The following is a 13,777-nucleotide window of genomic DNA, read 5'->3' as shown; positions in this document are numbered from 1 at the left end:
AACAGTCATCATCGACCGCAAACTCACCATTGTTTCGCACACGGGGAAAACGATGCACACATTGCTGGTGATCCTGGGCGGCTTCGCCCTGCTGGCGCTCTGTCTGCTCATCGCGCGCCTGGCTGGCGCATCGCGGCGCAAGGCGGTGCTGGTCTTCCTGCCACTGTGGCTGATCGGCGCGGCGATCAACATGTGGGTCGGCGTGTCCACCGCCGGCTATTCGGTGGCCGACGAATTCCCGATCTTCCTCGTCATCTTCGCCGTGCCGGCCGCCGTCGCCGGCCTGCTCTATCGCAAACTGCGCTGATCGCGAACCGATGACGAAGCCCAGTCTCCTGCGCGGCCGCGGCACTCACGACAGCGGCAAGGTCGGCATGGTCGAGTTGTTCTTCGACCTGGTGTTCGTCTTCGCCGTCACCCAGCTCTCGCACACATTGCTCGCGCATCTTGACCTAGCCGGCGCGCTGAAAGTCGGCATGCTGATGCTGGCGGTGTGGTGGGTGTGGATCTACACCTCGTGGGTGACCAACTGGCTCGACCCGGAGCGGCAGCCGGTGCGCGTGTGTCTGTTCGCGCTGATGCTGGCGGGATTGTTGATGTCCTCGGCGATCCCGGAGGCCTTCACCGAACATGGTGCGAGCTTCGCCGGCGCCTACGTGGCGATGCAGATCGGCCGCACGCTGTTCTTCCTGTGGGCAGTGCGGAACGAACCGACCGAGCGACGCCGCAACTTCCAGCGCATCCTGATCTGGCTGCTGCTGTCGGGCGTGCTCTGGATCACGGGCGGTCTGCACGAGGGCCAGATGCGGCTGTGGTTGTGGGGCGTGGCGCTGGCGATCGAATTCGTTTCGCCCTCGCTGTATTTCTGGGTGCCGGGACTTGGCCGCTCCACCACCGACGACTGGGATGTCGACGGCCACCATCTGGCCGAACGCTGCGCGCTGTTCGTGATCATCGGGCTCGGCGAATCGCTGCTGGTCACCGGCGCCACCTTCGCCGAACTGGAACGCAGCTTCGATGCCGTCGCCGCCTTCCTGATCGCCTTCCTCGGCAGCGTGGCGATGTGGTGGCTGTACTTCGACACCAGCGCCGAGCGCGCCACGCATCGCTTCGCACATTCCGACGACCCCGGCCGCATCGCGCGCATCGCCTACACCTATCTGCACCTGCCGATCGTGGCCGGCATCATCGTGTGCGCGGTGGCGGACGAACTGGTGCTCATGCATCCCGACCACGCCAGCGATGCCGGCATCGCCGCGATCCTCGGTGGCCCGACGCTGTATCTGCTCGGCAACGCATTGTTCAAATGGGTGACCAACGATCGCTGGCTGCCGCCGCTGTCGCACCTGATCGGCCTGCTCCTGCTGCTGGCGCTGCTGCCGTTCGCCTACGCGCACCTGTTCTCGGCGCTGGCGCTCGGGGCGATCACCACGGCGGTGCTGATGCTGGTCGCCGCCTGGGAAAGCCTCGCCTTGCGCCGGCCGGCGCGCGTGGCGTAACCGTTTTCCTATGACCTTCGACACCCGCCGGTCGCCGGCTCGCGGGGTATCGTCCCTGGCTCCTGTCGCCTCGCGCGGCAGGCATTCTTCTTTGCAAAGCCCGATCCGGGCCGGAGTCCGTCTGTGAGCGCGAAACTTCTTCAAGTGCAGGCCCCACGCGTCCTGCTGTTGTCCCTGGCCGTCACCCTGGCCCTGTCCGCCTGCAACCGCGAGGCACCGGCGCCCGCCGCCGACACATCGGCCGCAAAACCCGAAGCCACCGAAGCGAAGCAGCTCACGCTCGACGAAAGCAAGCTGCCGCAATACAACGCCTTCTCGGTCAACGACCTCGACAGCACCAAGAACGCCTGCACCGACTTCGGCGCCTACGCCAACGGCAAGTGGCTGGCCGCCAACGAGATCCCGGCCGATCGCACCTCCTGGGGCGCTTTCTCGATCCTGGCCGAGCGCTCGATCGCCGCGCAGCACCAGCTGGCCGAACAGGCCGCCGCCGACACCAAGGCCACGGGCGTGGAAAAGATCGTCGGCGACTTCTGGTCGACCGGCATGGACGAAGCCAAGGTCAACGCCCAGGGCATCGAGCCGCTGAAGGAACGCCTGGCCGCTATCGACGCGCTCAACGACAAGGACGCCATCGCCGACTACCTGCGCAAGACCGCGGCGAAGGGCGAGAACGTGCTGTTCGGCTTCGACGCCGAACCCGATTTCAAGGATTCCACCGTCAACATCGCCTACGCGATGCAGGGCGGCCTGGGCCTGCCCGACAAGAGCTACTACTCCGACAAGGATAAGAAGGACAAGCTCGACGCGTACCAGGCGCACGTCGCCAAGACGCTCGAACTGTCCGGCGTGGCCGCCGCCGACGCGGCCGAGCAGTCCAAGGCAATCGTGGCATTCGAAACACGCCTGGCCAAGGCATCGAAGTCGAGCGAGGAACTCTCGCGCGACGTGTCGCTGTACTACAACCCGGTGACGCTCGCCGACGCCGACAAGCTGACGCCGAACTTCCCCTGGACCAAGTTCTTCGAAGCGCAGGGCGTTGCGGCGCCGGCGAAGTTCTCGCTCGCCATTCCCGCCTTCCACGAGGAAGTCAGCAAGGTGATCGCCGATACCGCCCCCGCGACCTGGCGCGCCTATCTGCGCTTCCACACCGTCGACGCCGCCTCGCCGTACCTGAGCGATGCCTTCGTGCAGGAGAACTACAACTTCTACGGCAAGACGCTCAACGGCCAGAAGGAAATCCAGCCGCGCTGGAAGCGCGTGCTGCACACCATCGAGGACGAGGCTGGCGAAGCGTTCGGCCAGCTGTACGTCAAGGTCGCGTTCTCGCCCGATGCCAAGGCGAAGATGGAGACGCTCGTCGGCAACCTGCGCACCGCGCTCAAGGCCCGCATCGAGAACCTGAAGTGGATGAGCGACGAGACCAAGAAGAAGGCCATCGCCAAGTGGGAAACCTTCACGCCCAAGATCGGCTATCCCGACAAGTGGCGCGACTGGGCCGGCCTGAGCACCAACCGCGACAGCTATCTCGGCAACGTCCTCGCCGCCAACGAGTTCAACTACAAGTGGGAGCTGTCGAAGATCGGCAAGCCGGTCGACAAGAGCGAATGGGGCATGACGCCGCAGACGGTGAACGCCTACTACAACCCGCAGCAGAACGAGATCGTGTTCCCGGCCGCGATCCTGCAGCCGCCGTTCTTCGACCTGAAGGCCGACGATGCCCTCAACTATGGCGGCATCGGCGCGGTGATCGGCCATGAGATGACCCACGGCTACGACGATCAGGGCTCGCGCTTCGGACCCAGCGGCAACTTCGAGAACTGGTGGACCAAGGCTGATTCCGACGGATTCACCGCTCTCACCGACAAGCTGGTGAAGCAGTTCGACGGCTACGACGCCGGCGGCCAGCACGTCAACGGCAAGCTCACGCTGGGCGAGAACATCGCCGACCTCGGCGGCATCGCCACCGCCTACGACGCGATGAAGAAGGCTACCGACGGCCAGCCCGATCCCAAGACCGACGGCCTCACCCGCGACCAGCGCTTCTTCCTCAACTGGGCGACGGTGTGGCGCACCAAGTACACGCCGGAAAACCTCAAGGTGCGTCTGACCACCGATCCGCACGCCCCCGCCACCTTCCGCGCCATCGGCGCGCCGTCGAACCTGCCCGCGTTCGCCGCCGCGTTCCAGTGCAAGGCCGGCGACGCGATGGTGCGTGACGGCGACAAGCAGGTCGTGATCTGGTGATGCCCGAAGCCCCTCCCCCGTTCGCGGGGGAGGGGTTCGCTTGAAAAGGGCCCGCTTCAAAAGGTCCCGCTGAAAAGCGCTTGCTGAGAAGGGTTTGCCCCACGGGATTCAGGAAGTACCACCGCGGCTTGCTAAACTCCCGCGACTTCCCTGTGCGGATCCCGTGATGCCCAAGCTGCGCCCTCTCGTCCTTGTCCTCAGCCTGACCCTCGTTGCCGGCCTGACCGCGCACGACGCCGACGCCGCCAAGAAGAAGCGCGCGCCCGCCAAGAAGGCTGCCCCCGCGGCCACCGCCTGCACCGACTTCTACAGCTTCACCAACAAGGACTGGCTGGCCAGCAATACCATCGTCGGCGGCAGCGGATCGGTGTCCGCGCTGAGCCAGCTGTACAGCCTCGCCCAGCAGCAGCAGCGCGACCTGCTCAACGCCGCGATGCAGTCGCCGCAGAACAACGTGCAGAAGCTCCTCGGCGACTTCTGGGCCAGCGGCCTCGATGAAGAGGCCGTGGAACGCGACGGCGCCAACCCGATCGCGCCCCTGCTCTCGCGCATCGATGGCATCAAGCGCGCCAAGGACATCCCGCCCTCGATCGCCGCGCTGCATCAGGTCGGCATTCCGGTCGTCTTCAATTTCAGCGCCGACGTCGATCTCGCCGACCTGTCCCGCCACGTCGGCTATTTCACCCAGGGCGGCACCGGCCTCACCGATCCGGCCTACTACACCCGCACCGACGCCGACACGCGCGCCCTGCTCGGCCGCTACAACAACTACGTGCAGAAGATCCTCGCCCTGACCGGCACGCCCGCCGACAAGCTGGCGGCGCAGGCGCAGCTGGTGATCGATCTGGAAACGCGCATCGCCCGCGTCTCCAAGCCCGAGGCCCAACTGCTCGACCCGCGCGCCAACTACGCGCTGGTGCCGGTGGCCTCGCTCGGCAAGACCTACAAGCGCCTGCAGCTCGGCGATTTCATCAAGGCGCAGGGCGTGAAGGACGACAGCGTTTCCCTTGCCAATCCTGCGCTGTTCACCGAACTCGACGGGCTGATCAACAGCCTCAAGCCCGAGCAATGGAAGGCCTACCTGCGCTTCCAGGTCGGCGATGCCATGGCGCAGTACCTGTCGAAGAGTTTCCGCGACGCCGATTTCGAATTCCGCGGCCGCGTGCTGCGCGGCCAGACGACACAGCCGACGCGCCAGCAACTCGTGCTGGATGCCATCAATGACGCCGCCGGCCCGATGCTCGGGCGCGAATACGTCGGCCGCTATCTGCCCGCCACCACCAAATCGCGCGCTGAGACCATCGCCAACGAAGTGCGTGACGCGCTCGGCCGCGCCATCGATCGCAGCACCTGGATGGCCGAACCGACCAAGGCCGAAGCCAAGGCCAAGGTCGCCAAGCTCAAGATCGAAATCGGCGCGCCGCGCCGCGATCTCGACTACAGCGTGCAGCCGATGGGCCGCGGCAGCTTCGGCGGCAACATGCTGATCGCGTCCACCTGGCAGCATCGCGAGGAAATGAAGCGCATCGGTCGCGGCAACGCCGACCGCCGCTGGGACGTGCTGCCGCAAAACCCGGCACTGGCTTACGACATCGCGCAGAATCGCCTGATCGTCACCGCCGCCGCGCTGCAGGCACCAATCCTGGACCTGACGCAGGATGCCGCCGCGCATTACGGCGCCTACGGCGCCATGGTCGGGCACGAACTCAGCCGCAGCATCGACAGGAAGGGCAGCCTCGTCAACACTGCCGGCGAGCTGAAGACATGGTGGACGCCAGCCGATGTCGCCGCGTGGGACGCGCGCACCGCGCCACTGTCCATGCAATACAACGGCTACACATATCCGGACCTCAAGAACGTCCGTGTCAACGGTGCGCAGACGCTCGACCAGAACGTCGCCGACCTCGCCGGCGTCGAACTCGCCTGGGACGCGCTCACCACCGCGCAACCGGCCTTGTCCGAGACGTCCAAGCAATCCTTCTTCCAGGGCTGGGCGCAGTTGTGGCGCGAACAGATGTCCGCGGACATCGCCACCCGCATGGCCGCGACCTCCGTGCATGCCCCCGGCCAGTGGCGCGCCAACGGCCCGCTGATGAACGAGCCCGCCTTCGGCGAAGCCTTCAGCTGCACCGCCGCCGCGAGCGGCAAGACCGGCAAGGGCAAGGCCAAGCCGGCCGCGCTGCCGCCGATGCAGCTCAAGCCGGAGCAGCAGGTGTCGATCTGGCGCTAGGCGTCAGGATGTCCGGAAACGAAAACGGCGCGGATATCCGCGCCGTTTTCGCATGCGAGCCCTTCGAATTCTCGTCAGGCCGTATCGCGCGTCAGAAGCGCCGTATCCGCGGCGAGCCGCTGCGACTGAACGGTGGTTTGCCGCGCCAGTAATTGATCAGCAGCCAGCCGAACAACATGCCGCCTAAATGCGCGAAATGCGCGACGCCCGGCTGCAAGCCCGTGAATCCGAGTAGCAGTTCGATCGCGCCGTAGATGATCACCAGCGTGCGCGCCTTCATCGGGATCGGCGGAATCAACAACATCACGCGCTGGTTCGGGAAAAGCAGGCCGTAGGCCAGCAACAACCCGAATACACCGCCGGATGCGCCGATCGTCGGCCCGATATTACCGCCTTGTGTCGCCATCCAAGTGGTCAGCATCAGCTGACACAGGCCCGCGCCGAAAACACAGACCAGATAATACGTAAGAAACCGGCGGCTCCCCCATGCGTATTCGAGCGGTGAACCAAACATCAGCAACATGAGCATGTTGAAAATCAAATGCGCGTAATTCGACGGATCGTGCAGGAAGCCATAGGTCAACAACTGCCATGGCATGAACAATTGTCCGCCGCCAAATTCGGGGATGCCCCCAGGCACGTAGGGCCACAATTCAAACAAGGCATATCGTGGCTCTCCGATCAGCAACTGAAGGAGAAACGCCAGGACATTGAGAGTCAGTAACGCCTTGATGACGGGCGGGAGATTGGTGAACATCCGGATTCCTTCTACTGCCGGCGCATGATACCGGCAATGCACGAGCCAATCGCATGATTGGCCGGCGCTCGCACCTATCCCGATGCCTTTTTGTTTACCTTCTTCCGAGCACCGGAAACCACCGCGGGACGTCCGCCCTTCGCGGCACGCGCCCGGCCTGACGAGGATGGCTTTGGTGTCTTGACGGAACGCTTGGCGCCGCCCGGCGCTTCGTCCTGCGAGCGCCCCGGTTCACCCCAGATCATCGCATCGAGCGAAACATCCGCTTGCGGCATCCGCACACGGCCGCTTTCGACCCTGACGCCCTCAGCACGCAGCCGCTGCGACTGCTCACGCCACCCACGCGATCCTTCCGGGAACGCGATGCGCCCATCGCTGCGCAACACGCGATGCCAGGGCAATTTCGAGTCATCATTGCCGGCCAGGATGCGCGCGACCAGCCGTGCCCGGCCCGGCAGGCCTGCACGCTGGGCGATATGCCCGTAGCCGGCGACCTGTCCGCGCGGAATCGCGCGGATCGCGGCGAGGATGCGGTCTTCAGCGGATCGTTCCGGCATTGCGTTAGCATAGCCTCCCCCTTCCCCTGTTGCTCGCCCGCCGGCTCATGCAGAACTTCGAGAAAATCCGCCACCACCTCGTCGCCGGATCCTTCCGCGTCACCATGCAGGATCCCTATGTGCTGTGCGTGGAGCTTTCTCTCGACGGCGGTCGCCGCCACCAGGCGATCTTCCTCTCGGAGCTGCAGGACGACGACGACCGCAACTACCTGCGCGTGAGCACGGTCATCGCGCCCACCACCGGCATCGATGGCAAGCGCGCACTGGCCTTCAACTGGCAGAGCCGCGTCGGCTATCTCGCCATCGGCGATCTCGACGGCGTGCCCTATCTGCAACTGTGCGAGAACCGCCCCTACGATGGCCTGAGCGCAGCCGAGCTCGATCGTCTGATCCTGGAAATCGGCGGCATGGGCGATCGCCTCGAACGCGCGTTGTCCGCCGAGGGCGATCTGCTCTGATATCGCATCCCTTCTCCCGCGGGAGAAGCGGCGGCATCAAGTCCAACCGGCGAACGCGAACAACCGGAACAGCCCGTAGGCGACGCCACCGGCCGCCGGAATCGTCAGGATCCACGCCCAGACGATGCGCTCGATCACGCCGATCTTCAGCGCGCGCGGATTCTTGGCGAAGCCCACGCCCATGATCGCGGTGGAAATGCTGTGCGTGGTCGATACCGGCATGCCGAAATGCGCGGCCGTCACCAGGATCGTGGCGGAGGCCGTCTCCGCGGCGAAGCCGTCGATCGGATGCAGCTTCACCATCTTGTGACCGAGCGTCTTGATGATGCGCCAGCCACCGGAAGCCGTGCCGGCCGCCATCACCAGCGCGCAGGTCGCGATCACCCAACGGTCGATATCGTCCTTGCCGCCATCCGGATGCAGGAACTGCAGCCACGGCGGCAGGTTGTCCAACAAGCCTCCGGTCTGCGCGGAAAAGATCGCGAGCGCGATGATGCCCATCGTCTTCTGCGCATCCTGGCGGCCGTGCGCGAAGCCCATGTAGGCGGCCGAAACGAACTGCGCCTTGCCGAAGAAGGCGTTGACCCAGTGCGGTCGCGCGATGCGCGCCAGTGGGCCGCCCGCGCGCGTGAGCGAGGCGATCAACAGATACAGCAGCGTGATGATCAGAACGCCGAGCGTGAAGCCGGCGATCGGCGAGGTGACCATCGGCATCACCACCTTCCACAACAACCCCTTGTTGGTGTCCCAGCCGGCATCGCCCGCCTTCGACCAGATCAGCGCGGCCCAGTTGTTGTGCGCGGCGGCCAGCGCGGCGCCGCACAGGCCGCCGATCAGCGCATGCGAGGAGGACGAGGGCAATCCGCGCCACCAGGTGATCAGGTTCCAGACGATCGCGCCAAGCAACGCGCAGATCAGCACCTGCGAAGTGACGTTGACCACATCGGTGTCGACCAGCCCCGAGGCGATCGTCTTGGCCACCGCCGTGCCCCAGAACGCACCGGCTAGGTTGGTGCAGGCCGCGAGCATGATCGCCTGCCCCGGCGTCAGCACCTTGGTGGCGACGACGGTGGCGATGGAGTTTGCGGTGTCGTGGAATCCGTTGATGAACTCGAAGATCAACGCGGCCAGGATGACGACTAACAATAAAGTCAGCATCTTGGCCCCCTTAAGTTAAGGGGGCGGCCCCGCCGCACAGCGGCGAGGCGGGGTTGTGGAGACATGGTTTGAGGGCATCGGCACAGCCGATGCCCGTGGCACCGGAGCCGGAAGACACGAAGGTCATGGCCAGGTCCCTCAGGAATTCTTTAGCACGATCTGGTAGGCGACGACGCCCGCCTCGCGGCAGCGGTCGATGGCCTTCTCCAGGATCTCGAAGAACTCCTTCAGCAGGAACATCTGCTGGTAATCGAGCCGGCCCGAATAGATGTCGCGGTACAGCTCGAGCATCAGGCGATCGGCTTCGTTCTCGATCGCGCGCAGCTTCTCGTTGAGCGCGGTCATGCGGTCGATGTCGAGCTTCGACAGCTCGTGCACCATCTCGCGGACCACGGCCGCGGCCTGCTCCAGCATCGCCGCGCGCGGGGCGAAGTCGATGCCTTCCAGGTGATGCGTCGCCAGCGAATAGCGATCGGCGAACTTCTCGATCTGCTTCGGAATCTTGTACAGGGCCGAGCCGAGCGCCTCGATGTCCTCGCGCTCGATCGGCGTGATGAAGCTGTCGACCAGCGCCTTGCTGATCTTGTCGGAGACGGTCCGCTCCCGTTGGCGGGCCAGCTTGAAGGCATCCAGCGCCGGCTGGCGGTTGGTCGCCCGCATCATCTGATGCAGGGCCTGGGCGCTGTCGTGGGCGCCTTCGGCGGCCTCGCTCAGGAGCGCATAGAACTGCTTGCCGGAACCGAAAATCGTCTGCAGGGAGAACATCTGAAAGGGCCTCGTCGCGTCTGGAGGGCGTGGCGAAGGCGCGATTATGACGGTTTTGCGTCAATTCCGGGTCGCGGCGGGGCCATTCAGAGGTCCTGTTATGATGCCCAGGCGTCCCCGGACGCGACCTATGGACGATTCGCCGCTACCCCCACCCCCGCCCGATCGCCTTCTCCGCGCCCGCCTCGCGAGGAACGCGCATGGCCGCAGCCCTGACGGGGGCCAAGGATGATCGAGCTCCTGGTCGTCATCGTGCTGGTCCTGCTCAACGGCTTCTTCGCCATGTCGGAGATGGCGCTGATGACCTCGCGCAAGTCGCGCCTGAAGCAGATGGGTGAGACCAGCCGCGGCGCCCGCAAGGCCCTGGAACTGGCCGAGCATCCGGACAACCTGCTCTCCACCGTGCAGATCTGCATCACCGCGATCGGCCTGCTGGCCGGCATGTTCGGCGGCGAGGCGATCGGCCTGATCATCACCGGCTGGCTCAACGATCTGTTGCCTGGCGCCCACGCCTACGCGCGACCGATCGGCATCGGTACCGCGATGACCCTGATCACGGCCGGCTCGGTGATCTTCGGTGAATTGATTCCCAAGCGCCTGGCGCTGACCAACGCGGAAGGCATCGCCAGCAGGGTCGCGATTCCGCTCGATGCCCTGGCAAGGTTCGCGAAACCCGCGGTCGCCACGCTCGGCGTGATCAACCGCCTGGTCCTGCGCCTGCTCGGCATCCGCGACGATGCCCGCAACGCCATCAGCGAAGAGGAAATCCGTCTGCTCGTCAGCGAAGGTCACGAGCAGGGCGTGATCGACGAAGACGAACGCAACATGATGAATCGCGTGCTGCGCCTGGGCGATCGCAGCACCGAGAGCCTGATGACGCCGCGCATGCGCATCGCCTGGCTCGACGCGAACGAAAGCTTCGAGGAGAACCTGGCGGTGATGCGTGAAACGCCGTTCTCGCGCTATCCCGTCTATCGCGGCAGCGACGCCGACGTGGTGGGCGTGCTCGAGGTCAAGTCGCTGATCGATCGCATCGAGCTGACCGAGTTCGACCTGTTCAAGTATTTGCGCGAAGCCCTGTTCGTCTCCGAATCCACGCCTGCGCTGAAACTGCTGGAAATCCTGCGCGAGGAACAGCAGTCGCTGGCCCTGGTGGTGGACGAGTACGGCGACATCACCGGTCTGGTCACCATCAACGACGTGATGGAAACCGTGATCGGCCGCACCCAAACCAGTGACGGCGGCGATGCCACGCCGCTGGTGGTGGCGCGCGAAGACGGTTCGTATCTGGTCGACGGCAGTCTCACCATCGACAATCTGCGTGAGCTGCTCGGCGGCGGCCAGTTGCCACTGGAGAGCGATTACGACTACCACACCGCGGCCGGCATGACGATCGCGCATTTCGGCCGCATTCCCAACGTCGCCGAATATTTCGACTGGAACGGCTGGCGCATCGAAGTGGTCGACCTCGATGGTCCGCGCGTCGACAAATTGCTGCTCCGGCGCATCGCCGAACCCGAACACGATGAGGCCTGAACCGAACGGCGCGGGCGATGACCGCCGCGCCGAAGAATCCCGTCTGGAAGCGAGCGGAACCCGCGCACTGCTGGCCGCCTTCACCCATGGCGACCCCGACGACCAGATCCGCTTCCGCGATGTCTTCGCCGGGCTCGAAGAGCGCGCCTTCGGCATGCTGCTGTTCGTCGCCACCCTGCCCGCCTTCATCCCCGTGCCGGTCGGCGGCGTGATCAGCGGCCCGCTGGCGGTGCTGATCGGCGCGCAGTTGCTGATCGGCCTGCATCGCCCGTGGCTGCCGCGGTTTATCGCCGAGCGCGGGCTGCATCGCAGCGCGATGATTCGCTTCGAGCACCGGCTGTCGCCCTGGCTGAGCCGCCTCGAACGCCTGGTCAAACCGCGCTGGACGGCGCTGCTCGACCACCGTCTCGCCAACTTCCTCAGCGGCCTGTTGCTGGTCCTGCTCGGCCTGCTGCTGTCGTTGCCGATTCCGCTCACCAACTATCTGTTCGCCGCGCTGCTGCTGTTGTTCGCGCTGGCGCTTCTGGAGCGCGATGGCATGTTGATGAGCGTGGCCTGGGTGGCTGGCGCCACGGCGATTGTCGTGTCCGGCGTGCTGTCAGGGAATTTGGCATCGCTGGTAATGGAGTGGATCAACCACTTGCGATAGCGCTGCTTTTCCTTCTCCCTCCGGGAGAAGGTGCCCGAAGGGCGGATGAGGGCAGGAAAATTCCGACCCACGAAACCGTTTCATGGCAAGTCGCTGTCCCGCCCTCATCCGGCGCTTCGCGCCACCTTCTCCCGGAGGGAGAAGGAAAAGCGGGCTATTCGCGCGCAATCCTCGCCATCCGCTGCGCATCGGTGAGGATGCCTCGCAGCAGGCGCACCTCGCGCTCATCCAGATCGCTGCGCAGGAACAATCTGCGCAGCTTGCGCATCGCCGACTCCGGCGCCCTGCCCTTGTGGAAATCGATGTCGTCCAGGGTCTGCGCCAACTGTTCGAAGAATCCTTCCATCTGCGTGTGGCTGGCTGGAGAATCGGCACGCGCACCATCCTCCCGCTGCGGGATCTCGCCCGCGGACAGCATCGCAAGCCGCAGTTCGTAGGTCAGCACCTGCACGGCGGCGGCGAGGTTGAGCGAACCGTAATCCGGGTTCGAGGGGATATGCACCGCCGCATGGCAGAGCTGCAATTCCTCGTTCTCCAGGCCGGTGCGTTCGCGCCCGAACAGCAGCGCCACTTCACCGCCCTCCCGCGCCACGGCGAGCATGCGCGCGGCCGCATCGCGCGGCATCAGCTCCTGCAACTGCACGCGCCGGCTGCGCGCGGTGCAGCCGAGCACCAGACGGCAATCAGCCACCGCCTCGGCCAGCGCCTCGTGGCGCTGCGCCGACTCGAGCACATCCCCGGCGCCGGCCGCCATGGCCTCGGCGTCGGCATGCGGGAAGCGTTGCGGTGCGACCAGTGACAGCCGGTGCAGGCCCATCGTCTTCATCGCGCGCGCCGCCGAGCCGATGTTGCCGGGATGCTGGGTGCCCACCAGCACGATACGGATGCGGGGGAACGATGTCGTGTCGGGATTCATGGTGACAAATGGTAAACTGCGCGCCCGGCCACTGAGCCGGTTCGCTCTTTTCCTTCCGATCCCCCCTCTGCGCCCGGAGCTGTCCGCGATGCAAAAACCCGCTGTCAACGTGATGATCAAGGCGGCGCGCGCCGGCGGCAATGTCCTGCTACGGAACATGCACCGGCTGGATGCGCTCAACGTGGTCGAAAAGGACCGCATGGACTATGCCAGCGAGGTCGACCGCCTGGCCGAGGTCGAGATCATCAAGGAACTCAAGCGCGCCAACCCCGAGTACACCATCCTCGGCGAGGAAGGCGGCATCCAGAAGGGCAATCGCGGCCCAAGCCGCTACACCTGGGTGATCGACCCGCTCGACGGCACCAGCAACTATCTGCACGGCATCCCGCACTGGTGCGTCTCGATCGCGCTGTGCGAAGGCCCCGACCCGCTGCACGCGGTGATCTTCGACCCGTTGCGCAATGAACTTTTTACCGCAACTCGCGGCGCCGGCACGCAGCTCAACGAGCGCCGCGTCCGCGTATCCGAGCGCAAGGACCTGAACGGCGCGATGCTGATCACCGGCTTTCCGCCGCGCGAGCGCAAGCGCGTCTCGGCTCATCTCAAATGTGTGGATGCCTTGCTCACTGAAGCGGAAGACATCCGCCGGACGGGATCGGCCGCACTCGACCTCGCCTACGTCGCCTGTGGCCGCAGCGACGCTTATTTCGAAGCCGGCGTCCAGCCCTGGGACATTGCTGCCGGCATCCTGCTGGTACGTGAGTCCGGCGGGCGGGTTTGCGATTTCCGCGGATCCAATACCGGGCCGGTGCATATCGAGACCGGGCCGCGGCAGTTGATCGCGGGTAATGTGAAGATTGTTGAGCCGTTGCAGAAGGCGATTGTGGCGTCCGGGTATTTGCAGGCGTTTTCCTGATTCCTTTAAAAGCAAAGGCGTTTCGTCCGCTGCGCGGCCGAGTTCATTTCTTTTGATAAGCGTCAAAAGAAACGAACCAAAGAAAAACG

At 65.1% G+C, this 13,777-nt stretch carries 12 protein-coding genes and 1 pseudogene; 8 read left to right on the top strand and 5 right to left on the bottom strand.

The features are described from left to right. The first annotated feature begins 52 nt into the window (after window positions 1-52). The 4 genes from AC1RNP_RS14700 to AC1RNP_RS14685 all read left to right on the top strand — a co-directional run bounded on the left by AC1RNP_RS14700 (window position 53) and on the right by AC1RNP_RS14685 (window position 5,976). Entirely contained in the window at window positions 53-307 is a 255-nt protein-coding gene (locus tag AC1RNP_RS14700; protein WP_493052027.1) for a hypothetical protein, read from the top strand. A gap of 10 nt (window positions 308-317) precedes the next feature. Then, window positions 318-1,499 (top strand): low temperature requirement protein A, encoded by a 1,182-nt coding sequence (locus AC1RNP_RS14695; protein WP_493052026.1) that lies wholly within the window; start codon window positions 318-320, stop codon window positions 1,497-1,499. A 123-nt stretch (window positions 1,500-1,622) separates the two neighbouring features. After that, window positions 1,623-3,746, top strand: coding sequence for a M13 family metallopeptidase (locus AC1RNP_RS14690; RefSeq protein WP_493052025.1), 2,124 nt, complete (start codon window positions 1,623-1,625; stop codon window positions 3,744-3,746). A 166-nt stretch (window positions 3,747-3,912) separates the two neighbouring features. Next, window positions 3,913-5,976, top strand: a complete 2,064-nt coding sequence (locus tag AC1RNP_RS14685) for a M13 family metallopeptidase (RefSeq protein ID WP_493052024.1) — start codon at window positions 3,913-3,915, stop codon at window positions 5,974-5,976. 91 nt (window positions 5,977-6,067) lie between these two features. Here the strand turns inward: AC1RNP_RS14685 and AC1RNP_RS14680 are convergent, their stop codons facing one another. Then, window positions 6,068-6,733, bottom strand: a complete 666-nt coding sequence (locus tag AC1RNP_RS14680) for a rhomboid family intramembrane serine protease (RefSeq protein WP_493052023.1) — start codon at window positions 6,731-6,733, stop codon at window positions 6,068-6,070. Between the two features lie 233 nt (window positions 6,734-6,966). Next, window positions 6,967-7,290 (bottom strand): annotated as a pseudogene (locus AC1RNP_RS14675) (MGMT family protein); the annotation flags it as partial. 47 nt (window positions 7,291-7,337) lie between these two features. Between AC1RNP_RS14675 and AC1RNP_RS14670 the strand changes: the two are divergent. After that, the gene (locus AC1RNP_RS14670; RefSeq protein ID WP_493052022.1) at window positions 7,338-7,748 is read left to right on the top strand and encodes a hypothetical protein; all 411 of its coding nucleotides are present in this window, start codon (window positions 7,338-7,340) and stop codon (window positions 7,746-7,748) included. A gap of 36 nt (window positions 7,749-7,784) precedes the next feature. On the opposite strand, the gene AC1RNP_RS14665 is transcribed toward AC1RNP_RS14670, so the two are convergent. Next, on the bottom strand, window positions 7,785-8,906 hold the full coding sequence (locus AC1RNP_RS14665) for an inorganic phosphate transporter (RefSeq protein WP_493052021.1): 1,122 nt from the start codon (window positions 8,904-8,906) through the stop codon (window positions 7,785-7,787). 138 nt (window positions 8,907-9,044) lie between these two features. After that, window positions 9,045-9,671: a DUF47 domain-containing protein gene (locus tag AC1RNP_RS14660; protein WP_226468776.1), complete on the bottom strand. Its 627-nt coding sequence runs from the start codon at window positions 9,669-9,671 to the stop codon at window positions 9,045-9,047. A 228-nt stretch (window positions 9,672-9,899) separates the two neighbouring features. Between AC1RNP_RS14660 and AC1RNP_RS14655 the strand changes: the two genes are divergently transcribed. Continuing rightward, entirely contained in the window at window positions 9,900-11,207 is a 1,308-nt protein-coding gene (locus AC1RNP_RS14655) for a hemolysin family protein (protein WP_493052020.1), read from the top strand. Continuing rightward, window positions 11,197-11,856, top strand: a complete 660-nt coding sequence (locus AC1RNP_RS14650; protein WP_493052019.1) for an exopolysaccharide biosynthesis protein — start codon at window positions 11,197-11,199, stop codon at window positions 11,854-11,856. The genes AC1RNP_RS14655 and AC1RNP_RS14650 overlap by 11 nt, the downstream gene beginning before the upstream one ends. Before the next feature lie 154 nt (window positions 11,857-12,010). Here the strand turns inward: AC1RNP_RS14650 and AC1RNP_RS14645 are convergent, their stop codons facing one another. Continuing rightward, window positions 12,011-12,772, bottom strand: a complete 762-nt coding sequence (locus AC1RNP_RS14645; RefSeq protein ID WP_493052018.1) for an RNA methyltransferase — start codon at window positions 12,770-12,772, stop codon at window positions 12,011-12,013. Window positions 12,773-12,860: 88 nt separating this feature from the next. On the opposite strand from AC1RNP_RS14645, the gene AC1RNP_RS14640 reads away from it, so the two are divergent. Beyond that, window positions 12,861-13,688 carry an inositol monophosphatase family protein gene (locus AC1RNP_RS14640; RefSeq protein WP_493052184.1) on the top strand — a complete coding sequence of 276 codons (828 nt, stop codon included), beginning with the start codon at window positions 12,861-12,863 and terminating at the stop codon, window positions 13,686-13,688. The last annotated feature ends 89 nt before the right edge of the window (window positions 13,689-13,777 follow it).

This window comes from Luteimonas sp. GW821-FHT14E02, from assembly GCF_058803905.1.
The sequence above is the reverse complement of the archived record's forward strand: the minus strand, read 5'-3'. Positions and strand labels throughout refer to the sequence as shown.